21 protein-coding genes are annotated in these 25,154 nt (G+C 64.7%); 15 read left to right on the top strand and 6 right to left on the bottom strand.

Going from position 1 to position 25,154, the window contains the following annotated elements; genetic code table 11:
- Window positions 1–212: 212 nt before the first annotated feature.
- The 3 genes from A7X65_RS14465 to trmB all read left to right on the top strand — a co-directional run bounded on the left by A7X65_RS14465 (window position 213) and on the right by trmB (window position 2,579).
- Window positions 213–626: a helix-turn-helix domain-containing protein gene (locus A7X65_RS14465; RefSeq protein WP_008131807.1), complete on the top strand. Its 414-nt coding sequence runs from the start codon at window positions 213–215 to the stop codon at window positions 624–626.
- Window positions 627–711: 85 nt separating this feature from the next.
- Window positions 712–1,869, top strand: a complete 1,158-nt coding sequence (locus A7X65_RS14460) for a M20 family metallopeptidase (protein WP_063685812.1) — start codon at window positions 712–714, stop codon at window positions 1,867–1,869.
- Window positions 1,866–2,579: a tRNA (guanosine(46)-N7)-methyltransferase TrmB gene (gene trmB / locus A7X65_RS14455; protein WP_063685811.1), complete on the top strand. Its 714-nt coding sequence runs from the start codon at window positions 1,866–1,868 to the stop codon at window positions 2,577–2,579. Before A7X65_RS14460 ends, trmB begins: the two co-directional genes overlap by 4 nt.
- Before the next feature lie 93 nt (window positions 2,580–2,672).
- Here the strand turns inward: trmB and A7X65_RS14450 are convergent, their stop codons facing one another.
- Entirely contained in the window at window positions 2,673–3,755 is a 1,083-nt protein-coding gene (locus A7X65_RS14450) for a DUF2336 domain-containing protein (protein WP_063685810.1), read from the bottom strand.
- A gap of 373 nt (window positions 3,756–4,128) precedes the next feature.
- Between A7X65_RS14450 and rimP the strand changes: the two genes are divergently transcribed.
- The 8 genes from rimP (at window position 4,129) to pnp (ending at window position 14,503) form a co-directional block, all read left to right on the top strand.
- Window positions 4,129–4,884 carry a ribosome maturation factor RimP gene (rimP, locus tag A7X65_RS14445; protein ID WP_063685809.1) on the top strand — a complete coding sequence of 252 codons (756 nt, stop codon included), beginning with the start codon at window positions 4,129–4,131 and terminating at the stop codon, window positions 4,882–4,884.
- Between the two features lie 2 nt (window positions 4,885–4,886).
- Entirely contained in the window at window positions 4,887–6,497 is a 1,611-nt protein-coding gene (gene nusA, locus A7X65_RS14440; RefSeq protein ID WP_063685807.1) for a transcription termination factor NusA, read from the top strand.
- 23 nt (window positions 6,498–6,520) lie between these two features.
- Window positions 6,521–7,204 carry an RNA-binding protein gene (locus tag A7X65_RS14435; protein WP_063685804.1) on the top strand — a complete coding sequence of 228 codons (684 nt, stop codon included), beginning with the start codon at window positions 6,521–6,523 and terminating at the stop codon, window positions 7,202–7,204.
- A 69-nt stretch (window positions 7,205–7,273) separates the two neighbouring features.
- A complete protein-coding gene (gene infB / locus A7X65_RS14430) occupies window positions 7,274–9,988 on the top strand; it encodes a translation initiation factor IF-2 (protein ID WP_063685802.1) in 2,715 nt (904 codons plus the stop codon).
- Window positions 9,989–10,145: 157 nt separating this feature from the next.
- Entirely contained in the window at window positions 10,146–10,577 is a 432-nt protein-coding gene (rbfA, locus tag A7X65_RS14425; RefSeq protein ID WP_063685800.1) for a 30S ribosome-binding factor RbfA, read from the top strand.
- Window positions 10,574–11,692, top strand: a complete 1,119-nt coding sequence (gene truB, locus A7X65_RS14420) for a tRNA pseudouridine(55) synthase TruB (protein ID WP_063685797.1) — start codon at window positions 10,574–10,576, stop codon at window positions 11,690–11,692. Before rbfA ends, truB begins: the two co-directional genes overlap by 4 nt.
- A 2-nt stretch (window positions 11,693–11,694) precedes the next feature.
- Window positions 11,695–11,964, top strand: coding sequence for a 30S ribosomal protein S15 (rpsO, locus tag A7X65_RS14415; RefSeq protein ID WP_018644188.1), 270 nt, complete (start codon window positions 11,695–11,697; stop codon window positions 11,962–11,964).
- Window positions 11,965–12,340: 376 nt separating this feature from the next.
- Entirely contained in the window at window positions 12,341–14,503 is a 2,163-nt protein-coding gene (gene pnp, locus A7X65_RS14410; RefSeq protein ID WP_063685795.1) for a polyribonucleotide nucleotidyltransferase, read from the top strand.
- 114 nt (window positions 14,504–14,617) lie between these two features.
- Here pnp and katG read toward each other — a convergent pair whose 3' ends face one another.
- Window positions 14,618–16,780, bottom strand: a complete 2,163-nt coding sequence (gene katG / locus A7X65_RS14405) for a catalase/peroxidase HPI (RefSeq protein WP_063685793.1) — start codon at window positions 16,778–16,780, stop codon at window positions 14,618–14,620.
- Window positions 16,781–16,893: 113 nt separating this feature from the next.
- Between katG and A7X65_RS14400 the strand changes: the two genes are divergently transcribed.
- The 4 genes from A7X65_RS14400 (at window position 16,894) to A7X65_RS14385 (ending at window position 19,821) form a co-directional block, all read left to right on the top strand.
- Window positions 16,894–17,820: a hydrogen peroxide-inducible genes activator gene (locus A7X65_RS14400; protein ID WP_063685791.1), complete on the top strand. Its 927-nt coding sequence runs from the start codon at window positions 16,894–16,896 to the stop codon at window positions 17,818–17,820.
- 15 nt (window positions 17,821–17,835) lie between these two features.
- On the top strand, window positions 17,836–18,300 hold the full coding sequence (locus A7X65_RS14395; protein WP_063685789.1) for a GNAT family N-acetyltransferase: 465 nt from the start codon (window positions 17,836–17,838) through the stop codon (window positions 18,298–18,300).
- Window positions 18,301–18,403: 103 nt separating this feature from the next.
- On the top strand, window positions 18,404–19,213 hold the full coding sequence (locus tag A7X65_RS14390; RefSeq protein ID WP_063685787.1) for a hypothetical protein: 810 nt from the start codon (window positions 18,404–18,406) through the stop codon (window positions 19,211–19,213).
- Window positions 19,214–19,224: 11 nt separating this feature from the next.
- Window positions 19,225–19,821: a glutathione S-transferase family protein gene (locus A7X65_RS14385; protein ID WP_063685785.1), complete on the top strand. Its 597-nt coding sequence runs from the start codon at window positions 19,225–19,227 to the stop codon at window positions 19,819–19,821.
- Between the two features lie 10 nt (window positions 19,822–19,831).
- Here A7X65_RS14385 and A7X65_RS14380 read toward each other — a convergent pair whose 3' ends face one another.
- The 4 genes from A7X65_RS14380 to fabA form a co-directional block, all read right to left on the bottom strand.
- The gene (locus A7X65_RS14380) at window positions 19,832–21,817 is read right to left on the bottom strand and encodes an autotransporter family protein (protein ID WP_245323644.1); all 1,986 of its coding nucleotides are present in this window, start codon (window positions 21,815–21,817) and stop codon (window positions 19,832–19,834) included.
- Between the two features lie 249 nt (window positions 21,818–22,066).
- The gene (fabI, locus tag A7X65_RS14375; protein ID WP_063685783.1) at window positions 22,067–22,867 is read right to left on the bottom strand and encodes an enoyl-ACP reductase FabI; all 801 of its coding nucleotides are present in this window, start codon (window positions 22,865–22,867) and stop codon (window positions 22,067–22,069) included.
- Between the two features lie 172 nt (window positions 22,868–23,039).
- Window positions 23,040–24,263, bottom strand: a complete 1,224-nt coding sequence (gene fabB / locus A7X65_RS14370) for a beta-ketoacyl-ACP synthase I (RefSeq protein WP_063685782.1) — start codon at window positions 24,261–24,263, stop codon at window positions 23,040–23,042.
- A gap of 41 nt (window positions 24,264–24,304) precedes the next feature.
- Complete coding sequence (gene fabA, locus A7X65_RS14365) at window positions 24,305–24,826, bottom strand: bifunctional 3-hydroxydecanoyl-ACP dehydratase/trans-2-decenoyl-ACP isomerase (RefSeq protein WP_063685780.1); 522 nt, start codon at window positions 24,824–24,826, stop codon at window positions 24,305–24,307.
- Between the last annotated feature and the right edge of the window lie 328 nt (window positions 24,827–25,154).

The raw sequence follows: 25,154 nt of genomic DNA, 5'->3' as shown, positions 1-25,154 counted from the left end.
GCTACGGCGAAGGCGGCCGGAATCCTTTGACAACCGTAGTCCCACGGTTGACGACTGCACCCGGGTTCCTCATTCTGCATTCGCTGCGAAAGACAGCGGGCGTTGCTAAATTTCTCCGCAATGTTTCCCAATAACAGGGTTTGATTTTTACGCTGCTGGCACCTGAGGCATCCAATCGATTGCGCTGAAGGTGGTGTTTGGAGGCTGAGGAAATGTCGAAAGCGCCCAACCCTGTTGACAAATATGTCGGCAGCCGCGTGCGCATGCGCCGCATCATGTTGGGCATGAGCCAGGAGAAGCTCGGTGAGGCCTTGGGCCTGACTTTCCAGCAGATCCAGAAATACGAGAAGGGCACGAACAGGGTCGGCGCGAGCCGCATCCAGCAGATTGCCGAGATTCTCCAGGTGCCGGTGTCGTTCCTGTTCGAGGGCGGACCGAGCGGCGTGGCCGGGCCGGATGGCTTCGCCGAAGGCGCTTCGCCCTCTTATGTCTCCGACTTCCTCGCGACCTCGGAAGGACTCGCCTTGACCAAGGCGTTCACGCGAATCACCGATTCGAAAATGCGCCGCTCGATCGTCGATCTCGTCGAGCAGATCGCCGCCCGCGAAGGTCCCGACAAGCGCTGAGGCGCCATCTCATTCCGATTTGAGGCTGCGCCAAATCTGGCCTATGTCGTCATTTGCGGCCGCGCCCTGATGCGCGCCGTCACGGATGATACGATTCAAAGGCATAGATGCGCCCATGGCGAGCTCCAACTGGTTCGATACCCAAACTATTCTCGACGGCATCCAGCGCTGGGTGGAGATCGAGACGCCGACCGAGGCGCCTGACCAGGTCAACAAGTTGGTGTCGCTGGTCGCGGATCAGTATCGCGACTTGCCCGTCACGCTCGAGCGCGTCGCCGGCATCAACGGCTGCGGCGATCATCTGCTGGCCCGCTCGACCTGGGGCCAGGAGCAGCCGGGCATCCTGGTGCTGAGCCACCTCGATACCGTTCATCCCCTCGGCTTCATCGAGCGCCTTCCGTTCAAGGTCGAGGGCGACAGCGCGTTCGGCCCCGGCATCTACGACATGAAGGGCGGCGCCTACATCGCCCATCACGCCTTTGCCGCGCTCTGCGCCGGCGGCGATCGTTCGCCGCTCGGCATCACCCACATGTTCACCTCCGACGAGGAGATCGGCAGCCCGACCTCGCGGGCGCTGATCGAGAAGGAAGGACGCAAGGCCAAATACGTGCTGGTGACGGAGCCAGCGCGCGACGGCGGCAAGATCGTCACCGGACGCAAGGGCGTCGGACGCTTTCAGGTGTTCATCAAGGGCGTGCCCGCACATGCCGGCTCGCGGCCCGAAGACGGCCGCAGCGCGGTGCGCGAGCTCGGCAACGTCATCCTCGCGCTGGAAGGCATGAACGATCTCAAGCGCGGCGTCACCGTGAATGTCGGCGTGGTGCGCGGCGGCACGCGCCCCAACGTGACGCCGGAAGAGGCCTATGCCGAAGTCGATCTGCGCGTGCCGAGCTTCACTGATGCGGACGAGTTCGTCGGCAAGATTCTGGGGCTGACGTCGAAGACCGAAGGCGTGACCGTCAAGGTCACCGGCGAGCTCAACCGCCCGCCTTACGAGAAGGGCAATGCGGGCGCCTCGCTCTACGAGCATGCCAGGTCGCTCGCCACCGAGATCGGCTTCGAGCTGATCGACACCTATACCGGCGGCGGCTCCGACGGCAATTTCACGGCCCCGCACACCGCGACGCTCGACGGACTCGGCGTCGACGGCAAGGGCGCGCACACCCACTATGAGCAGCTCTACGTCTCCTCGCTCGCACCGCGCGCGCGGCTGCTCCACCGCCTGTACCAGACGCTGCGATGAGCGAGCGCAAATCGGATCCCGATCGTGACGACAGCGAGCGCGCGTTCTTCGGGCGGCGCAAGGGCCACAAGCTCAGGCAGCACCAGGCCGAGCTGATCGACCATCTGCTGCCGCATCTGTCGCTCGACATCGCGCGCGAGGCGCCGAGCGATGCCCGTGAAATCTTCGATCCCGCGGCCGACGATGTCAGGCTCGAGATCGGCTTTGGCGGCGGCGAGCATCTTGCGGCGGAAGCGCAGCACTTCGCCACGACCGGCTTCATCGGCTGCGAGCCCTATGTCAACGGCATGGCAAAAATCCTCGCGCAGATCGAGGCGGCCAACATCGCCAACATCCGCCTGTTCGCAGGCGACGCCGCCGAGCTGCTGGCCTGGCTGCCAAAGGCTTCGCTGTCGCGGATCGATCTGATCCATCCCGACCCCTGGCCGAAGCGGCGGCACTGGAAGCGGCGCTTCGTGCAGGACCGCACGATTGCCGCGATGGCGCGCGTGCTGAAGAGCGGCGGCGAATTCCGCTTCGTCTGCGACATCGACGATTACTGCGCCTGGACGCTATCGCACCTTGCGCGCTCGCCGGATTTCAAATGGCTCGCGGAGCGCGCCGACGATTTCCGCCAGCCATGGGACGGCTACACCATGACGCGCTACGGCCGGAAGGCCACGCGCGAAGGCCGCAAGACGACGTATCTGCGGTTCAGGCGAGTGGGTTAGCCGTCATTGCTAGGAGCGAAGCGACGAAGCAATCCAGAGTGATTTCGCGGAGGGATTTCTGGATTGCTTCGCTCGCAATGACGGAGCGTGATGCTAGATCGTCTGCCGGTTGCGCCAGAAATTCACGACGCGTTCGGCCGTCGTCGGCATCAGGCGTGTGAAGTTCACGCGCGCCGTCTCGATGTCGGCATCGGCAGGGGTGCGGTTGGGACCGTACCAGAGCAGGATCAGCGCGCGCACAGTCGGCCAGCCGAGATTGAGCACGCGGCCAAGGATCAAGATCGGATCGTAACGATCGCCTGCGATCAGACGGTCGAGGATCGAGATGCGGATGCCGGTCATCGCCGAGAGCGAAGCGATCGATTCCTCGTATTTGTGCGCCTTGGCGAAGCCGAGCAGCGCGCTCTCGCCGAGATGGCCCTCGCGATGCAAGGTCAGCACGGTGCGCTGCGCGCCCGAGAAATCGCGCCGCGGCCCCGGCGGCAATGCGGCCTCCTCGATCGCCGCCATCGCGCGCTTGATCTCGACCTGGCGCACGGGATTGACCACGCTGGAGAGGCGGCGGCGGATGACGTCGAGCGTGCCGTCGAGAAGCTCTTTCAGATGCTCGCCGGAGAGATCGGTGCGCTGGCCGATCTTGAGCGTCAGCACGCCGTCCTGTGCGGCACGCTTGACCAGCTCGGAATAACTGCCCGGTGAAAACACCGCGCCGGCATTGCCCGCGGCGCGACGCACGACGTCGCGATCGCCGCGCTCGACCAGCACGTCGGTGACGACGGCCGGCAGGACGGGACGTTCCGTCATCGCCAGCAGATGGCCCTGGCCCTTCAGGCGCGCGATCTCGACCAGCGCGGCATCGTCGAGCACGGGCGAGCGGCGCAGCACGGGGCCCGCCACCATGATCTCGTTTTCGCGCGCGAGCTGGTTCACCAGATGCGGCGGCGCGTTATCCAGCCGCGAGAAGCGCTCGGCGAGATCGACGCGCGAGGTGAGCTCGGCATGCGGCACGAGATCGATCAGCAGATCGTCGAAGAGGTCGATGAGCTCGGGACGGAGTCTTTCGGGATCCTGGAAGAACAGCTCGGCGATGGCACGCGCGATCTCGCCACGGCGGCGTGGATCGCCGCGTTTGACGATAGCGTCCAGTCCAGGAATGAGCGACGTGGCAACGGTCATGAAAACGCAAACTCGTATGGGGCACGCCGCGGGTGCGCCCTTGGTCCAAGCCGCCCCACAATCAGGGAATTTAGGCCTCGGAGATGAAAGAAGCGTTGCGCGGAAGCCCGCAAACCGGGCGCAAAAAGCCCGATCCGGCCCGTGATGGGCCTTGTCCGGAGGAGCGGAAAGGGCTATATCAGCGCCAATTCATCTTCTCATACGATCCGCGTAGTGAGAGTGGGCCCGAAAGGACCCGCTCTTTTTTATTACCTGAACGCGGGTTGGCGGAAGATCCGGCCCGACGCGCTGTCGGGAGAGTTCCGAAGCGGGCTTTGAAGTCTTAACCAGGCCTTAACCCAAGCCTTAACCATCGAGCGCCTTGACCCCTGATATGACCGAACCGAACACTGGTTCCACGGATGCCGAATTGCTGGCCGAGCCGAGGCTCGTGGTCGAGCCGGGCGTGGCGGCACGGGTGTCTGCGGTCGCGGCTCCCGTGCTCGAAGGCATGGGCTACCGCCTGGTGCGGATCCGTATCTCCGGGGAAGCCGGCTGCACCGTGCAGATCATGGCCGAGCGGCCGGACGGCTCCATGCAGCTCGAGGATTGCGAGGCGATCTCGCGGGCGCTGTCGCCCGTGCTCGACGTCGCCGACCCCATCGATCGCGCCTATCGCCTCGAGATCTCCTCGCCGGGGATCGACCGTCCGCTGGTGCGCCGTTCCGATTTCGAGCGTTATTCCGGCCATCTGGTGAAGGTCGACATGGCGGTCGCCCATGAAGGGCGCAAGCGGTTTCGCGGCACGCTCGGTGCCGTCGAAGGTGACCGCGTCCATCTGCATCGCGACGACGCCAAGGCCGGCGACGATACCGACGTTCTCCTGACGATGGAGGATATCGGCGAGGCGCGACTGGTGCTGACCGACGAACTGATCGCGGAGTCCATGCGCCGCGGCAAGGCCGAAGAGCGCCAGATGCGCCGGGATCTCGGCCTCGAGCCGCCGCTGGCACCGCACGCGAAGATCGGCGAAAAAGCCGCCAAGAGCACCAAGCCGAAAAAGAAGCCGGCCCCGACCAATACGAAGAAACATCGCCTTGCCGCCGAACGCGCGCGGCGCGGCGAGATCGAGCCTGACCAAGGAGACTAGCCATGGCAGTCAGCGCCAATCGACTTGAATTGCTTCAGATCGCCGATGCCGTCGCACGCGAGAAATCGATCGACCGCGGCATCGTCATCGCGGCGATGGAGGACGCCATCGCCAAGGCCGCGCGGGCCCGTTACGGCAGCGAGACTGACGTTCACGCCGAGATCGACCCGAAGAAGGGCGAGCTGCGGCTGTCGCGCCACATGCTGGTCGTCGACAAGGTCGAAAACCATTCCAACCAGATCTCGCTGGTCGATGCGCAGCGCGCCAATCCCGGCGCCCAGGTCGGCGACACCATCGCCGACACCCTGCCGCCGCTGGAATACGGCCGCATCGCCGCGCAGTCGGCCAAGCAGGTGATCGTGCAGAAGGTGCGCGAGGCCGAGCGCGACCGGCAGTACCAGGAATTCAAAGACCGCATCGGCGACATCGTCAACGGCGTCGTCAAGCGCGTCGAATATGGCAGCGTGATCGTCGATCTCGGCCGCGGTGAAGCCATCATCCGCCGCGACGAGATGCTGCCGCGCGAAGTGTTCCGCAACGGCGATCGCGTCCGCGCCTACATCTTCGACGTCCGCCGCGAGACGCGCGGCCCGCAGATCTTCCTCTCCCGCACCCATCCGCAGTTCATGGCGAAGCTGTTCGCGCAGGAAGTGCCGGAAATCTATGACGGCATCGTCGAGATCAAGGCGGTTGCCCGCGACCCGGGCTCGCGTGCCAAAATCGGCGTGATTTCCCGCGATTCCTCGGTGGATCCGGTCGGTGCCTGCGTCGGTATGCGCGGCTCGCGCGTGCAGGCCGTGGTGAACGAGCTGCAGGGCGAGAAGATCGACATCATCCCGTGGTCGCCCGACATCGCGACCTTCGTGGTCAACGCGCTGGCGCCGGCGGAAGTCTCCAAGGTCGTCATCGACGAAGACCGCGAGCGCATCGAGGTCGTTGTCCCCGACACCAACAACCAGCTCTCGCTGGCGATCGGCCGCCGCGGCCAGAACGTGCGTCTGGCCTCGCAGCTCACCGGCTGGGACATCGACATCCTGACCGAGCAGGAGGAATCGGAGCGCCGCCAGGCCGACTTCGAGAACTCCACCCGTGTCTTCATGGAATCGCTCAACGTCGACGAAGTGGTCGGTCAGTTGCTGGCGTCCGAAGGCTTCACCTCGGTCGAGGAGCTCGCCATGGTGGACGTCAAGGAACTCGCCGGCATCGAGGGCTTCGACGAGGAGACCGCGCAGGAACTCCAGAACCGTGCCCGCGAGTATCTCGAGCAGCAGGAAGCCGAGCTCGAGGCCCGGCGCAAGGAGCTCGGCGTCGAGGACGCCGTCAAGGACGTGCCCGGCGTCACCTCGAAGATGCTGGTGAAGTTCGGCGAGAACGACATCAAGACCGTCGACGACCTCGCCGGCTGCGCCACCGACGATCTGGTCGGCTGGACTGAGCGCAAGGAAGGCGGCGAGCAGACCAAATTCCCGGGTGCGCTCGACGGTATCGAGATCTCCCGTGACGATGCCGAGGCGATGATCATGCAGGCCCGCGTCAAGGCCGGCTGGATCACCGAGGCCGATCTCGCCAAGCCCGCTGAAGAGGCTGAAGCGACCGAAGATCAGCCGGCTTAAGGGCGAAGGAGAATGTCGCCCGGATGCTCGCAGACACTGACCACGATCTTGACCATGGCCCGCGGACCGAAAGGTCCGCGACCATGCGCATGTGCGCGGTCAGCCGGCAGGTCCGGCCGATCGACGAGCTGATCCGCTTCGTCGTCTCGCCGCAAGGCGACCTGGTTCCCGATCTCAAGCGCAAGCTGCCCGGACGCGGCATGTGGGTCACCGCCTCGCGCGAGGTGGTTGCGGAAGCCGTCCGGCGTCACCAATTTAGCAAGGCCTTCAAGCGCGAGCTGCGCATTTCCCAGACGCTTCCCGCCGACATCGAGGCGCTCCTGGTCAGGAGCGTGACGGAAGCTCTTGGAATCGCCGCCAAGGCGGGCCAGATCGTGGCCGGCTTCGGCAAGGTCGAGAGCGCCCTGCGGGAAGGCACGGCCGAGGTCCTGATCCACGCCAGTGACGGGGCTGCGGACGGAATCCGCAAATTGGACACGCTGGCACGTCAAAATGCCGGGAATCGCGGCTCCAAGCCGCAGATTCCCGTCGTCACCGCACTGAAATCGTTAGAATTGGATTTGGCACTAACCCGGTCAAATGTGATACATGCTGCGCTGCTCGCGGGCCCGGCGAGCAAGTCATTCCTGTCACGTAGCCAGATGCTGGTCCGATACCGGATGGCGGACGATGACAAGACTGCCGAAAAGCACGGCCAGGATTTCTGAGAGACACGACGAACCGATCTGACGGTGCGGCAACGCACAACACTGATAAATCAGGATTAGGACTGCTGAATGGTTGATACCAAGACCCCTGGCGACAAGAAGCTGAGCGTTCCGAGCAAGACGCTATCGCTCAAGCCGCGCGTCGAAACGGGCACCGTGCGCCAGAGCTTCAGCCATGGCCGCAGCAAGCAGGTCGTGGTCGAGAAGCGCGGCAAGCGTCGCATCGACGGCACCCCTGAGCCGCACACGCCTGAGGTCGCTGCCAAGCCGGCGCCGGCCGCACCTGCTCCGTCGCGCCCCGCTCCGCCGCCCCCGCCGCGCAATGCCGGTTCCGGCGTCGTGCTGCGCACCCTGACCGAGGACGAGCGCTCCGCCCGCGCCAGCGCGCTGGCCGATGCCAAGGTGCGCGAAGTCGAAGAGCGCCGCCAGGCCGAGGAAGAGGCCCAGCGCCGCGCTGTTCGCGAAGCCGCTGAACGCGCCGAGCGCGAGGCCGCCGAATCCCGCCGCAAGGCCGAGGAAGAGCGCCACCGTCACGAGGACGAAGCCAAGCGTAAGGCCGAGACCGAAGCCAAGAAGCGTTTCGGCGAAGGCGAGCAGCCGGCGTCCGCTCCGCGTCCGGCGGCTGCAACCCCGGCCGCTCCCGCGCCGCGTCCCGGCGCGCCCGCAGCGCGTCCTGGCCCCGCCACGACCACCACGGCACGTCCTGGAACCGCGACCGCGCGCCCCGGCACGACGACGGCGCGTCCGACCGGCGGCCCCCTGGGCCGCGCTCCCGGCGTTGCGGCTGGCCCCGACGAGGACGATGGTCCGCGCCAGATCCGTCGCGGTCCCGGCGGCGCCGCGCGTCCCGCGGCGGCTCCCAAGACCACCCACAAGCCCGGTCCGCAGAAGGAACGCGGCCGCCTGACCGTCGTCACCGCGCTCAATGCCGATGAGGTGCGCGAGCGCTCGATCGCCTCGTTCCGCCGCCGTACCCAGCGCCTGAAGGGTCACGCCTCGAACGAGCCGAAGGAAAAGCTCATCCGCGAGGTGACGATTCCGGAAGCGATCACGATCCAGGAACTCGCCAACCGCATGTCCGAGCGCGCGGTCGACGTCATCCGCATGCTGATGAAGCAGGGCGCGATGCACAAGATCACCGACGTGATCGACGCCGACACCGCGCAGCTGATCGCCGAAGAGCTCGGCCACACCGTCAAGCGCGTTGCCGCCTCCGACGTCGAAGAGGGCCTGTTCGACCAGGTCGACGATTCCACCGACACCGAGACCCGTTCGCCGGTCGTGACCGTGATGGGCCACGTCGACCACGGCAAGACCTCGCTGCTCGACGCGCTTCGTCACGCCAACGTGGTGTCCGGCGAAGCCGGCGGCATCACCCAGCATATCGGCGCCTATCAGGTGCTGTCGCCCGAGAGCGGCAAGAAGATCACCTTCATCGACACGCCCGGCCACGCCGCGTTCACCGCGATGCGCGCCCGCGGCGCCAAGGTCACCGACATCGTCGTGCTGGTGGTCGCGGCCGATGACGGCGTGATGCCGCAGACGATCGAAGCCATCAACCACGCCAAGGCGGCGCGGGTGCCGATCATCGTTGCCATCAACAAGATCGACAAGCCCGACGCCAAGCCCGAGCGCGTGCGCACCGAGCTGCTCCAGCACGAGGTGCAGGTGGAATCCTTCGGCGGCGACGTCGTCGACGTCGAGGTGTCCGCCAAGAACAAGACCAATCTCGACAAGCTGCTCGAGATGATCGCGCTGCAGGCCGACCTCCTCGAGCTGAAGACCAACTCGGAGCGTCCGGCCGAGGGCACCGTGATCGAGGCCAAGCTCGACCGCGGCCGTGGTCCGGTCGCCACCGTGCTGGTCCAGCGCGGCACGCTTCGTGTCGGCGACATCATCGTCGCCGGCGCCGAGATGGGTCGCGTTCGCGCGCTGATCTCGGATCAGAGCGAGACCGTGCGTGAGGCAGGTCCTTCGGTGCCGGTCGAGGTGCTCGGCTTCAACGGTCCGCCGGAAGCCGGCGATCGTCTCGCCGTGGTCGAGAACGAAGCCCGCGCCCGCCAGATCACCAGCTACCGCGCGCACCAGAAGCGCGAGAACGCGGCTGCCTCGATCTCCGGCATGCGCGGCTCGCTCGAGCAGATGATGTCGCAATTGAAGACCGCGGGCCGCAAGGAATTCCCGCTGATCGTCAAGGCCGACGTGCAGGGCTCGCTGGAAGCCATCCTCGGCTCGCTGGAGAAGCTCGGCACCGACGAAGTCGCCGCCCGCATCTTGCATGCCGGCGTCGGCGGCATCTCGGAATCCGACGTGACGCTCGCGGAAGGCTTCAACGCCGCGATCATCGGCTTCTCGGTTCGTGCCAACAAGGAGGCCGCTGCGGCCGCCAAGCGCAACGGCATCGAGATCCGCTACTACAACATCATCTACGACCTCGTGGACGACGTGAAGAAGGCGATGAGCGGCCTGCTCGCGCCGACCTTGCGCGAAACCATGCTGGGCAATGCCGAGATCCTGGAGATCTTCAACATCTCCAAGGTCGGCAAGGTCGCCGGCTGCCGCGTCACCGACGGTACCGTGGAACGCGGCGCCAATGTGCGCCTGATCCGCGACAACGTCGTCGTGCACGAAGGCAAGCTGTCGACGCTGAAGCGCTTCAAGGACGAAGTGAAGGAAGTCCAGGCCGGCCAGGAATGCGGCATGGCCTTCGAGAGCTACCACGACATGCGCGCAGGCGATGTCATCGAGTGTTATCGCGTGGAGACGATCCAGCGCTCCCTGTAAGTCCAAATCTTACCGAAGCGACTGGATCTTTTTTGAGCTGAAATAGCGGGAGTGCGATGGCCGGATTTTTTCCGGCCATCGCGCCGCATTCGTTTCAACCAGGAAAAATGACAATGCCCGTGTCCCAAACGCGGTCATGACGAGGTGATTTTCGACCATGCCACGGCATCATCAGAAGAAGAGTTCCGCGCCCGGCGGCTCGCAGCGCCAGCTGCGCGTCGGCGAGCAGGTTCGCCACGCGATGGCCGAGATTCTGGCGCAAGGCAATGTGCATGATGCGGACCTCGAAGGTCACATCATCACCGTGCCGGAGGTGCGGATGTCGCCCGATTTGAAGCTCGCGACCGTTTACGTGATGCCGCTCGGTGGACGCGACACCGAGATCGTCATCGCTGCGCTCGAGCGCAACAAGAAATTCCTGCGCGGCGAGGTCGCGCGGCGCGTTAACCTGAAATTTGCACCTGACATTCGCTTCCGCGTCGACGAACGATTCGACGAGGCGGAACGGATCGAGAAGCTTTTGCGAACACCTGCGGTGCAAAAGGACTTGGAACAGGATCCGGATACGGATCGGGAAGAAGAGCAATGACGATGGACCCCGCTCACGGCACGATCGACGGCAGCGACGCCGATCAGCGCGATGTGCAGAAAAATAATTTTGCGGACATGGGCGGCAATTCTCAGCCGCATCAGGAGCCGCGCCGCGTCAACAACGATCCGCGCGCCAAGCAGCAGAAGGGCAACCAGGTTCGCCGCGACCGCCGCGACGTCCATGGCTGGGTGGTGCTCGACAAGCCGATCGGCATGACCTCGACGCAGGCGGTTGCCGTGCTCAAGCGCCTGTTCAATGCCAAGCGCGCCGGCCACGCCGGCACCCTCGACCCGCTCGCCTCCGGCGGCCTGCCCATCGCGCTTGGCGAGGCCACCAAGACGGTTCCCTTCGTGATGGACGGCCGCAAGCGTTACCAGTTTACCGTGTGCTGGGGCGAGGAGCGGGATACCGACGATATCGAGGGCCGCGTCACCGCGACCTCCGACCAGCGCCCGACCCGGGAGGCCATCCTGGCCCTCCTGCCCCGCTTCACGGGGGTGATCGAGCAGGTCCCGCCGCGCTATTCGGCGATCAAGGTCCAGGGCGAGCGCGCCTATGACCTCGCCCGCGACGGCGAGGTCGTGGAGCTGGCCCCCCGTCCGGTCGAGATTCACCATTTAACCCTTGTGGATCAACCAGATAACGACCGGGCCGTGTTCGAGGCCGAGTGCGGCAAGGGTACCTATGTCCGAGCGCTGGCCCGCGATATGGGCCGGATTCTCGGCACTTTCGGCCATATCTGCGCGCTCCGGCGGACCCTGGTCGGCCCATTTGGCGAGAACGACATGATTCCGCTGGATCAGTTGGAGGCTTTGTGCGATAGAGCCGCGTCCGGCGAGGGTAGCCTCGCGGACGCGCTTATGCCCGTTGAGACCGCGCTGGACGACATCCCGGCACTGGCCGTCACTCGGGCTGATGCGGCAAGGCTCCATCGGGGCCAAGCCGTTTTGTTGCGCGGACGGGATGCGCCCACAAGTAGCGGCACAGTCTATGTCACGGTGGCAGGCCGTCTTTTGGCGCTTGCTGAAGTTGGCAATGGCGAAATCATCCCCAAGCGTGTGTTCAACCTGACCGGCTTGACTGCCTCAACCGGTCGCAACGAGAGAAATTGACGATGTCGATTGCCGCAGAACGCAAAGCGGAAGTCATCAAGACGAATGCCACCAAGGCCGGCGACACCGGCTCGCCAGAGGTTCAGGTCGCGATCCTTTCGGAGCGCATCAACAACCTGACCAACCACTTCAAGACCCACGTGAAGGACAACCATTCGCGTCGCGGCCTTCTGAAGCTGGTCTCGACCCGCCGCTCGCTCCTCGACTATCTCAAGAAGCGGGACGAGGCGCGTTACAAGGCGCTGCTCGAGAAGCACAACATTCGTCGTTAAGAGCTACTGCGCGCGCCAACGGCGCGCGTTTTCGCGTAGTTTCGAACGAAAGCGCTTATTTAAAGGTTTTTGATCGAGGCTGCGTACGCGTCGGGTGCGAGCCGACAAGGATTCGCATCCGGGGCATGAAGGGCGAAGACCGCAGGTTCGGTGTTCGCATTCGTGCCGACTGACAGTCCAGCAGCAATCCGGCGGCTGGGCACAACGGGCAAGGCGCCCGTATGACCCGAAAGGATGGACGCCATCCGACATCCAAAAACCATGGCAGGATCGCAGGACGCTGATCGCCCGCTTCGATCAGCATCCCGCAATCTTGCGCATGGTTTTTGTTTTTCGGCGCCGTCCCTTCTTTCGAGAACCATGAAAGAAGACATCTATGTTCAATAAGCATTCGGTCGAGATCGACTGGGGCGGACGCCCTCTCAAGCTCGAAACCGGCAAGATCGCCCGTCAGGCCGACGGCGCCGTCATCGCCACCTACGGCGAGACCGTGGTGCTCGCCACCGTCGTCGCGGCGAAGGCGCCGCGCGAGGGCGTCGACTTCCTGCCGCTGACCGTCGACTATCAGGAGAAGACCTACGCCGCGGGCCGCATTCCCGGCGGCTATTTCAAGCGCGAGGGCCGTCCGACCGAGAAGGAGACGCTGGTCTCCCGCCTGATCGACCGTCCGATCCGTCCGCTGTTCGTCGACGGCTGGCGCAACGAGACCCAGGTGATCGCCACCGTGCTGTCGCACGATATGGAGAACGATCCTGACATCGTCGCGCTGGTGGCATCTTCCGCTGCGCTGACGCTCTCCGGCGCGCCGTTCAAGGGCCCGATCGGCGCCGCGCGCGTCGGCTTCGCCAATGACGAGTTCATCCTCAACCCGACGCTCGACGAGATGGTCGACACCCAGCTCGACCTGGTCGTCGCCGGCACCGCCGACGCCGTGCTGATGGTGGAATCGGAGGCCAAGGAGCTGAACGAGGACATCATGCTCGGCGCCGTGATGTTCGGTCACCGCCACTTCCAGCCGGTGATCAACGCGATCATCGAGCTCGCCGAGAAGGCCGCCAAGGAGCCGCGCGAAGTCACCGTGATCGACAACGCCGCGCTCGAGAAGGAGATGCTCGGCATCGTCGAGCAGGAGCTGCGCGCCGCCTACGCCATTCCGGTCAAGCAGGACCGCTACGCCGCAGTCGGCAAGGTCAAGGAAAAGGTGATCGCCCACTACTTCCCCGAGGGGCAGGAGCCGAAATACGACAAGCTGCGCATCAGCGCCGTGTTCAAGGAACTCGAGGCGAAGATCGTTCGCTGGAACATCCTGGACACCGGCAAGCGGATCGACGGCCGCGATTCCAAGACCGTCCGCAACATCGTCGCCGAAGTCGGCGTGCTGCCCCGTGCCCACGGTTCGGCGCTGTTCACCCGCGGTGAGACGCAAGGTCTGGTCGTGACCACGCTCGGCACCGGTGAGGACGAGCAGTACATCGACGCGCTGTCGGGAACGTACAAAGAGACGTTCCTGCTGCACTACAACTTCCCTCCCTACTCGGTCGGTGAGACCGGCCGTCTCGGCGGCACCAAGCGCCGCGAGATCGGCCACGGCAAGCTCGCCTGGCGCGCGATCCACCCGGTGCTGCCGCCCCATCACGAGTTCCCGTACACGATCCGCGTGGTCTCGGAGATCACCGAATCGAACGGCTCGTCCTCGATGGCTTCAGTCTGCGGCGCTTCGCTCGCGCTGATGGATGCCGGCGTGCCGTTGAAGCGGCCAACCGCGGGCATCGCGATGGGCCTGATCCTCGAAGACAAGCGCTACGCGGTTCTCTCGGACATCCTCGGTGACGAGGACCATCTCGGCGACATGGACTTCAAGGTCGCCGGCACGGAGCAGGGCATCACCTCGCTCCAGATGGACATCAAGATCGAGGGCATCACCGAAGAGATCATGAAGGTGGCGCTCGCCCAGGCCAAGGATGGTCGTATCCACATCCTCGGCGAGATGGCCAAGGCGCTCACCAACGCCCGCGCCGAGCTCGGCGAATATGCGCCGCGCATCGAGACCTTCAAGATCGCCACCGACAAGATCCGCGAAGTGATCGGCACCGGCGGCAAGGTGATCCGCGAGATCGTCGAGAAGACCGGCGCCAAGGTCAACATCGAGGACGACGGCACCGTGAAGGTCGCTTCCTCCGACGGCGAAGCGATGAAGGCCGCGATCAAGTGGATCAAGTCGATCGCGTCCGATCCGGAAGTCGGCCAGATCTATGACGGCACCGTCGTCAAGGTCATGGAGTTCGGCGCTTTCGTGAACTTCTTCGGCTCCAAGGACGGCCTCGTCCACATCAGCCAGCTCGCCTCGGCGCGCGTGCAGAAGACCTCCGACGTCGTCAAGGAAGGCGACAAGGTCAAGGTCAAGCTGCTCGGCTTCGACGATCGCGGCAAGACCCGCCTGTCGATGAAGGTGGTGGACCAGACCACCGGCGAAGACCTCGAAGGCAAGGACAAGGGCGGCGAGGGCGAGAAGGCCCCGCGCGAAGCCGCCGGCGAGTAAGTCTGGCGACATCCCAAAAAACGAAGGGCGGCCGAAAGGCCGCCCTTTTTGTTTGTGCTCTTCTGCAAGCGCGCTGCGCTCCCTCTCCCGCATGCGGGAGAGGGAGCGGCAACATCACGCCACGATGTCGAACCGGTCGAGGTTCATCACCTTGGTCCAGGCCTTGGCGAAGTCCTTGACGAACTTCTCCTTGGAATCCGAGGTGGCGTAGACCTCGGCGAAGGCGCGGAGCTGCGAATGCGCGCCGAAGATCAGATCGGCACGCGCGCCGGTCCACTTCACCGCGTTGGTCTTGCGGTCGCGAGCCTCGTAGCTGCCGTCAGCCACCGGCGTCCACTGCGCGCTCATGTCGAGCAGGTTGACGAAGAAGTCGTTGCTCAGCGTGCCCACCTTGGCGGTGAATGCGCCGTGCTTCGAGCCCGCATTGGCGCCGAGCACACGCAGGCCGCCGACCAGGACGGTCAGCTCCGGGCCGGTGAGCTTGAGCAGCTGCGCGCGATCGATCAGGGCTTCTTCCTCCTGCAGGAACTGCTGCCGCTTGGAGACATAGTTGCGGAAGCCATCGGCGCGCGGCTCGAGCGGCGCGAACGAGGCGACATCCGTCTGCTCCTGCGAGGCATCCATGCGGCCCGGCGTGAACGCAACCTTGACGTCGACGCCGGCATCCTTGGCGGCCTTCTCGACCGCGGCAGTGCCGCCGAGCACGATCAGGTCCGCAAGCGAGACCTTCTTCGCGCCGGCCGAGGCGTTGAAGTCCTTCTGGATCGCTTCGAGCTTGCCGAGCACCTTGGACAGCTGGGCCGGCTGGTTCACCTCCCAGTCCTTCTGCGGAGCAAGGCGGATGCGCGCGCCGTTGGCGCCGCCGCGCTTGTCCGAGCCGCGGAACGTCGAGGCCGACGCCCAGGCGGTCGAGACCAGCTCGGAGACCGAGAGGCCCGAGGCCAGGATCTTGCTCTTCAGCGAGGCGATGTCCTGCTCGCTGGCCAGCTCGTGGTTCACGGCCGGAATCGGATCCTGCCAGATCAGCGTCTCCTTCGGCACCAGCGGGCCGAGATAGCGCTGGATCGGGCCCATGTCGCGATGGGTGAGCTTGTACCAGGCGCGGGCGAAGGCGTCCGCGAACTGATCCGGATGCTCCAGGAAGCGACGCGAGATCTTCTCGTAGGCGGGATCGAAGCGCAGCGACAGGTCCGTCGTCAGCATGGTCGGCCGATGCTTCTTCGACTTGTCGAAGGCATCAGGGATGACCGCGTCGGCGCCCTTGGCGGTCCACTGGTTCGCACCGCCCGGGCTCTTCGTCAGCTCCCATTCGTAGTTGAACAGGTTCTCGAAGAAGTAGTTGCTCCACTTCGTCGGGGTCTGCGTCCATGTCACCTCGAGACCGCTGGTGATGGAATCGCCCGCGAGGCCCGATGCGTGCTTGCTCTTCCAGCCGAGGCCCTGCTCTTCCAGCGCGCCCGCTTCCGGCTCGGGTCCGACCAGCGACGGATCGCCCGCGCCATGGGTCTTGCCGAAGGTGTGGCCGCCGGCGATCAGCGCGACGGTTTCCTCGTCGTTCATCGCCATGCGGAAGAAGGTCTCGCGGATGTCCTTGGCCGCGGCGACCGGATCCGGCTTGCCGTTCGGGCCTTCCGGGTTGACGTAGATGAGGCCCATCTGCACGGCGCCGAGCGGCTCGGCGAGCTGACGCTCACCGCTGTAGCGCTCATCGCCCAGCCAGGTGCCTTCCGGACCCCAATAGAGCTCTTCCGGCTCCCACACGTCGGCGCGGCCGCCGGCGAAACCGAAGGTCTTGAAGCCCATCGATTCCAGCGCGACGTTGCCGGCGAGCACCATCAGATCGGCCCAGGAAATCTTGCGGCCGTATTTCTGCTTGATCGGCCAGAGCAGACGGCGCGCCTTGTCGAGATTGGCGTTGTCGGGCCAGCTGTTGAGCGGCGCGAAACGCTGCTGACCGGCACCGGCGCCACCGCGCCCGTCGGTGATGCGGTAGGTACCCGCGCTGTGCCAGGCCATGCGGATCATGAGACCGCCATAGTGACCGAAGTCGGCCGGCCACCATTCCTGCGAATCCGTCATCACGGCGGTCAGGTCCTTGACGACCGCGTTCAGGTCGAGCGACTTGAATTCCTTGGCGTAGTCGAAATCCTTGTCCATCGGGTCGGACAAGTCGGAATTCTTGTGCAGTACCTCGATGCTGAGCTGGGTGGGCCACCAGTCGCGGTTCGCGCGCGTGGGTTTTCCGCCCGAAAACGGGCACTTTGAAGTGTCGTCCATGATTACCTCCTCTGGTGGCGTCCGACGGCGCCTTTGACCAGGTAGAACCACTCTAAGCGCCCCCTCCTATCAGGTGAAGTTGACTTTAGTGATCGCTGCGATAGGATTTTCTTATGATCAATCTGACGCTGCGCCAGCTCCGATATTTCGATGCGCTGGCGCGTCACGGCCATTTCGGCCGCGCGGCTGAATCCTGTTCCATCTCGCAGCCGGCCCTGTCGATGCAGATCAAGGAACTGGAGGAGACGCTCGGCGGCCTGCTGCTGGAGCGCAGCGCGCGGCAGGTCGCCCTGACCCGGTTCGGCGAGGAGCTCGCCCAGCGCGTCCGCGACATCCTGCGCTCGGTCGACGAGCTCGGCGATTTCGCCCGGGCCTCGCAGGACCGCTTCGCCGGGCGCCTGCGCATCGGCATGATTCCGACGATCGCGCCGTATCTGCTTCCCAAGATCACCAAGAACCTCACCCGCATGCATCCGGAACTCGACATCCGCGTGCGCGAGACGATGACGCCGCGGCTGATCCAGGAGCTGGTCGAAGGACGGCTCGACACCGCCATCGTCGCGCTGCCGGTGTCGGAGCCCTCGCTGACCGAGGTCGCCCTGTTCGAGGAGAAGTTCCTGCTGGTGCGGCCGGGCGCGGACGAGGGAACGCCGGCGCCCTCGCGCGAGATGATGCGGGAGATGCGGCTCTTGCTGCTCGAGGAGGGACACTGCTTCCGCGATCAGGCGCTGTCGTTCTGCAACATGCAATCGGCGCCGCCGCGCGAGATGCTGGACGCCAATTCGCTGTCGACGCTGGTGCAGATGGTCAGCGCCGGCATCGGCGTGACCCTGATTCCGGAGATGGCGGTGCCGGTGGAGACGCGATCGGCGACGGTCTCGCTGACGCGCTTCCGCGACCCCGAGCCCTCGCGCACCATCGGCATGGTCTGGCGCAAGACCAGTCCGCTGGCGCGGCAGCTGCTGCAGATTTCCGAGGTGGTGTGTTTGTCGGCCGGCAAGGCGCGCCCGAAGCAGGTCGCGCGAAGCCAACGGGCCTAGGCAAGAAGAGCGCCGATGTCTGATCTCATCATCCGTCCCGCCCGCGCTGAGGAATATGACGAGATCGGCCGGGTCTGGATGGAGAGTTGGGTTTCGACCGGGCTCGGCGAAACGAGCGATTTCCTGTTGGCGAATCTTCGCGCCCGCATCAGGCGGGAGATGGAGAACGGCTGGAGCCTGTTCGTCGCCGACGACAACGGCACCATCGCCGCGATGCTCGCGCTGCATCTGCCGAAGCTTTATCTCGACATGCTGTTCGTCGGTCCCACCTATCAGGGCCAATCGCTCGGGCGAAAGCTGCTCGCCTTCACGCGCACGCAAATGCCCGACGAGATGCACCTGCGCTGCGTCCGCGAGAACGAAAAGGCCTGGCGCTGGTACGAGCGCGAAGGTTTTGTGTTCGAGAAGCAAGAGATCGAGCCGTCGAACGGGTTCACGATGAAATACTACCGGTGGAAGCGGCGGTCCAGCGACAGGTAGGAGGAGGACCGGCTCTTCGCCTTGCGGTTGTCGCCGGCGCACTCTAGTAGATGTCTCTCGCCGACGAGAACATCCTGGAAGCCGCAACCCGCATCAAACGCCCATGTTTCGCATCTGCTTGACGACGATCTTCCTGTTCGGGCTCATCGCGGGCGCGGCGGCCCAATCCGTTCCACCGCCAACGCGGCCAGCCAAAGGCGCCGCGCCGAAAGCTGCCTCGGGTTCGAAGCAGCCGGCCGCTGTCGATGCGGGACCGTGCGGGATTGGCCTCATTTCCGTCGTCGGCAACCGATTCGGTGTTCAGCAGGTTGGCTTCACCATGTTCGGCAACGAGTACGCGCCCGTTGCGATCGATGGCTGGGGACTTGATGACATCGTCACGTCGCGGGTTCGCGCGGCCGCGTCCGGCAAATCCGTCAGGCGGCTGGCGTATTCGCCGAGCGCCTGGACGCAGGCCGGCGGATCGGGATCGCCGATGCTGAGGCGAAACCCGGAGCGACAGGAATTCGTTCAGCAGAGCGCCGCCGGCACCAAATGCCAGCTCTATGTCCTGGTCGAGAGATTCCAGAATGGCTTCAGCAACACCAACCAATCCGTCGAAGGGTTTGGAATCGTGAAATGGGGCAATCCCATCAAGCGGCGCACGTTCCTGTTCGCGCTGACCTACATCACCGTGTACGACGGGCAGTCGTTCGAGGTGATCAAGAAGGCCGCGGCGTCGACGAATGACGAACCCATGATGTCACGCCTGATCGGGATCAACCCGATCAGCGGCCCCAACAAGGAATTGGATGAGACGGCGTTTCCGGCGTCGTCCAACGAGGTGGTGGGTAACCAGGCGCTGCGCGATGGTGTCCGCACGCTGCTGACGACGAGCCTCGATAAGACGCTACCCCAACTGCTCCGGCAATAAAGGAATCCGCCATGATCAAGCTCTATTGGTCGCCCCGCTCGCGCTCGTTCACGACGCTCTGGCTGATGGAAGAAAGCGGCCTGCCCTATGAGCGCGTGCTGACCGACATCTCGACCGGCGCGCAGAAGGCGCCGGATTTCCTCAAGATCAATCCGATGGGCAAGGTGCCGGCGCTCTCCGACGACGATGCCGCGCTCGGCGAAGCCGCCGCGATCTGCGCCTACATCGCGGACCGCTATCCCGAGACGAAGCTTGCGCCTGCCGTGACCGATCCGCACCGTGCGCGCTATCTGCAATGGCTGTTCTTCTCGCCGAGCTGCATCGAGCCGGCCATCATCCAGATATTCACCAAGATCGAGATCCCGACCTCAACCGCGGCCTGGGGCAGTGCGACGCAGGTGTTCGACGTGCTGGAGGCCGCGCTGGCCGAAGGACCGTGGATTCTCGGCGAGGAGTTCTCCGCCGCCGACCTCACGGTCGGCTCAGGCCTGAACTACGCGGTGCGCCTGTTCAAGATGGTGCCGTCGCGTCCGGCCTTCGATGCCTATCTCGCGCGCTGCATGGCACGGCCGGCATTCCAGCGCGCGGAGAAGATCGCGGCGGGCTGAACCGGCGCGCTTACAGCCTGATCTTGAGCACGGCGAGCCCGGATTGCTGAAGCAGTCCGGAAGATGTCGCCGCAACGCCGTAGCGGATGCCGAGATCGAAGTTCCTGCCGTCGGCTGCGACGAGTCCCACCGCGGTCGAGTAGATCCATGGCGACAGCGCAAGGCCGTTGGTGACAAAAGTGTCGCCGGCACCCGCAAATGCCGCTCTGATCTGAAGTCCCTGGTTCAGCGTATTGTAGCCAACGCCGATATCGCCGGTGAGATAGAGCTGCTTCGCGAGCTCGTAAGCACCCTTAACCCCCGCCGTCAGTGTCAACTCACGGTAGGTTTGCGCATCCACGTTGAGGCTGAATCCGTTCGCGCCACCCTCCTGATAAGCGGGCGAGCGAACGTAGCCATAGTCAAGCCGCAGCGACGGCGCGACCGCAAATCCCGGCTCGATCGGGATCAGCTTGCGGATGGCGGCGCCGGCGTGACCACTGTAGGAGCGATAGGAGGCACCGGCGGTGCTGTTGATGAAGGTGAGCGAACGGCTCTCGCCATTGTCGTTGATCGCGCCGTCGAGCTGGCCATCGATCCTGAAGCCATTGCCGAGCGCGTAAGCGCCGTAGAACCCCGCCTGATATGAATCGATCCTGAGCCGATTCGATACCGCGTCGTCGCTCCCGGTCATGGTGTGATGGGAATAGGCGAACACGCCGCCAAGCATCGCGCGCACAGAGATGGTCGTGTCCGCGCCGACGGCGATGCCGCCGCCGGACGCGTTGTATCCGGCAACGCCATCGACGCCGCCTTGCCGCACGCTACCGCCGAGCGGCTTCATCCAGATGTTGCGCTCCGGCGTCATGCCGCCGTTCAGACCAAGCACGTCGTCGAGGCGTCCTGTCATTGCCTGCTGAAACACGCGCTGCGTAGCGTAGGTCGCCTGCGACGCCGCACCGTTCAGAACCGGCAAAGTCTGGTTGACGGCATTGACGAGGTTTTGGCCGCTCAGATTGTCGAGTGCGACGAAACCGGGCGCCATGGTACCGGTCCAACCGAGCGACGTCGCGGACAGGCGATAGAGCATATCGGCCGCAGCCAGACCCGCGCGACTGTTCTGCGCTTGCAGGGTCTCGGCATAGGGCCGTACCAGCGAAAGATAGGCGATGCCGCCGGTCGGGTTGCCCGAGAGGTCGTAGGTGCTGACGAGCATCTGCGCGCCCGATGCGTCGCCCCCCGCGGCACCGTAGAGGCTGCTGAGCGTGCCCTTCGAGAGCGTGTTGAAGAGAACGTTGCCTTCGGGTGTCACGGAGCCCAGCAACGTGAAGTTCGCCGTACTGCTCCCTGCGGGCGCGACGCCGGCGCCCCAAAAATATCCGTTCTGGTAATTCGTGATGACGAAACGACCGGGAGCAGAGCTGCCGAACAACGTCGGGCTGACGATCCGCCACGGCGTGCCCGAAGTCCACGCCCATTGCGGAACGGAGTTCGCGGGGATTGCTTGCGATGCCGGCGGCGTGAATGTCGCGGGATCGTAGGGCAGCATGTAGGCCCAATGCGTCACGAGCAGGCCGTCGCCCGTGATCATCTGCATTTCCATTCCGGTCACACCATTGACGGTTCGCATGTGGCCGAGACCGACGGTCACCGCGCCGCCCGCGGTCGGCGTGAACAGCATCGTGATCTGGCCCGCGGTCGTGACGAATCCCTGGATGGTCGAGGTATCCGTCAGAAGCGCGGGCCCGAGCTTGAGCTGCGCAACGCTTGTTCCGGTAAAGGCGCCGTTGGTCGCAGTCGCGAGCGACCACAGCGTCTGGTCGCCGATCGGGATCGGATTGGAAAAGCCGGTCTTCGGCGCGGCATAGGCCAGCAATTGCGCTGTCGGCACGTACCAATTCGTGTTGGAGAGGGTCGAATCCCAGATCGCCGACTGAGCCCAGGCATGCGAGCCGCCGCAGAGCAGCACGGTGCCGCCAACGGACGCCAGCGCAGCCGCTCGACACATCGCATGCACCGTCGGCAAGACCGTTCCTCCCGAACCGCGGGACACGACCCTGCGGCGCTATCGGGCGCAGCAAACATGATTTTGTTGGGGAGTCAGCCCCATGATCGTGGGGTGCCGGGGAAGGACGCACACCTCGGGCGCGCCCAGAGGGAGATCTCGTAGGGTGGGCAAAGCGGAGCGTGCCCACGACCTGCATCGCCATGGAAAAATGGTGGGCACGTCGCTTACGCGCCTTTGCCCACCCTACGGCATCCTCGCCTAGTCCGGCGTCTTCAAATCGTCCGGCCGCGGCATCAGCACGATGTTGTAGCCGGAATCGACATAATGGATTTCGCCGGTGACGCCGCCGGAGAGGTCCGACAGCAGGTACAGCGCCGAGCCGCCGAGCTCGTCGAGCGTGACGCCGCGGCGGAGCGGCGAGTGCTTCTGCATGAAGGCGAACATCGCGCGCGCCTCGCCGATGCCGGAGCCGGCGAGCGTGCGGATGGGCCCGGCCGAGATCGCGTTGACGCGAATGCCGCGCGGCCCGAAATCGGAAGCGAGATAGCGCACGGAAGCTTCTAGCGCCGCCTTGGCGACGCCCATCACATTGTAGTTCGGCATCGATCGCTCGGAGGCACCGAAGGTCAGCGTGATCATGCTGCCGCCTTCCGTCATCAGCTCGGCGGCGCGCTTTGCCACTTCCGTGAACGAGAAGCAGGAGATCACCATGGTGCGCGAAAAGTTCTCGCGGCTGGTGTCGGCGTAGCGGCCCTTCAACTCGTTCTTGTCGGCAAAGCCGATCGCGTGGATGACGAAGTCGAGCTTGCCCCACTTCTCGCGCAAGGCGGCGAACGTGGCGTCGACGCTGGCGATGTCCTCGACGTCGCAGGGCAGCACCAGATCGACACCGAGCTGCTCCGCCAGCGGCTTGACGCGCTTGCCGAGAGCCTCGCCCTGGAAGGTGAAGGCAAGCTCGGCGCCATGGGCATGAAGCGTCCGCGCCATGCCCCACGCGATCGAATGATCATTGGCGATGCCCATGATCAGACCGCGCTTGCCTTTCATCAAACCTTCCATTGCCTGCTAGTCTCCACTCTTCGTCATGCCCGGGCATAACCGTTCGAAGAACGGCGTCGCTTCGCTCGCCCACGTCCCGCGCATCCACACCCTTCGCAGCCCGAAGCTAAGACGTGGATGGCCGGGACGAGCCCGGCCATGACGAGAAATCAACCTCGGGTCCGCAACGACGTCACACATCCAGCCGGCTGAACACCAGCGTGGCGTTGGTGCCGCCGAAGCCGAACGAGTTCGACAGCACGGTGCCGACCTTCACGTTGTCGATGCGCTTGCGCACGATCGGCATGTCCGCGAACACCGGATCGAGCTCCTGGATGTGGGCGCTCTCGCAGATGAAACCGTTGTTCATCATCAGCAGCGAGTAGATCGCCTCCTGCACGCCGGTGGCGCCGAGCGAGTGGCCGGTCAGAGCCTTGGTCGCCGAGATCGGCGGACACTTCTCGCCGCTGCCAAACACGCGGCGGAGCGCGTCGATCTCCGGCGGATCGCCGGCCGGGGTCGAGGTCGCGTGCGGATTGATGTAGTCGACCTTGGTCTTCACCGTCGACAGCGCCATGCGCATGCAGCGCTCGGCGCCTTCACCCGACGGGGCGACCATGTCGTAGCCGTCCGACGTCGCGCCATAGCCGACGATCTCGCCATAGATGCGCGCGCCGCGGGCCTTGGCATGCTCGAGCTCTTCCAGCACCAGCACGCCGGCGCCGCCGGCAATGACGAAGCCGTCGCGGTTGACGTCGTAGGGACGCGAGGCGGTCGCGGGCGTGTCGTTGTACTTCGAGGACATCGCGCCCATGGCGTCGAACAGCACCGAGAGCGACCAGTCCAGCTCCTCGCAGCCGCCGGCGAAGACGACGTCCTGCTTGCCGATCTGGATCGTCTCATAGGCATTGCCGACGCAGTGGTTCGAGGTCGCGCAGGCCGAGGAGATCGAATAGTTCACGCCCTTGATCTTGAACCAGGTCGCGAGCGTCGCCGAAGCGGTGGAGGACATCGCCTTCGGCACTGCAAACGGCCCGACGCGCTTCGGCCCCTTGGTGCGGGTGATGTCGGCGGATTCGACGATGGTGCGGGCCGAAGGTCCGCCCGACCCCATGATGATGCCGGTGCGGATGTTGGAGACTTCGTCGGGCGACAGACCGGAATCCTGGATCGCCTGCTCCATCGCGATGTGATTCCACGCCGCGCCCTGACCGAGGAAGCGCATGGCGCGGCGATCCACCACCGTCGAGGGATCGAGCGTCGGCTCACCTTGCACCTGCGAACGGAAGCCAAGCTCGGCATATTTCTCAGCCCGCGAAATGCCCGACTTCGCCTCGTGGAGGCTCGCAAGCACTTCCTGGGTGTTGTTTCCGATGGACGAGACGATGCCCATTCCGGTGACCACAACCCGCCTCATGACAGCCTCGCCTAAATCGTTGTCTTTCTTGGTGATGCGCTTCAGCCCAGGCTCGTGCCCTGCTTGAACAGGCCGACCTTCAGATCCTTCGCGCGATAGATAATCTGGTCATCGACCGAAAGCCACCCGTCGGCGATACCGAGCACGAGCTTTGACCGCATCACGCGCTTGATATCGACGTTGTACACAACCTTACGGGCTTCGGGCAGCACCTGGCCGCTGAACTTCAGCTCGTTGAGACCGAGCGCGCGGCCACGGCCTTCGCCGCCGATCCAGCCCAGATAAAAGCCGACCATCTGCCACAGCGCATCGAGGCCGAGGCAGCCGGGCATCACGGGGTCGTTCTTGAAGTGGCAGCCGAAGAACCAGAGGTCGGGCTTCACGTCGAGCTCGGCGCGGACCACTCCTTTGCCGTACTCGCCGCCATCGTCGTTGATGTCAGTGATGCGGTCGAACATCAGCATCGGCGGCAGCGGCAGCTGGGCATTGCCCGGGCCGAACATCTCGCCGCGCGCACATGCCAGCAAATCCTCGTATTCGTAACCGTTGCGCCTGTTCAGCATGCACGAGCCTCTGTTCAAATGCCGGTTGAGCGGCGTTCTTTGGCGAAAATAGGCCCCGTCCGGAGAGCAACGCCAATTGCCGTCGTCAGGCGTAACTCCCGCAAGCCCCGGATGGACTGCGGACCGGGCCACCTGCCCGGTTGCGCCAAAATCGGCTAAGCGGAACCGCGGGCTCTCTAACACAGGCTATTTCGGTGGCAAAGCGCTGTCATGAAGGTAAAATGACGGTCGTCTCGCCCGGTTCCAAGCCTGATTAGAACCCCTCTAGTTGCGAGAAACTTGCATCTGCATCTTTCTATTCTTATATTGCAGAGAGATATTGTTCACG

It is taken from the genome of Bradyrhizobium stylosanthis, from assembly GCF_001641335.1.
Taxonomy (GTDB): Bacteria; Pseudomonadota; Alphaproteobacteria; order Rhizobiales; family Xanthobacteraceae; genus Bradyrhizobium; species Bradyrhizobium stylosanthis.
This window is presented reverse-complemented; position numbering and strand designations above follow the sequence as displayed.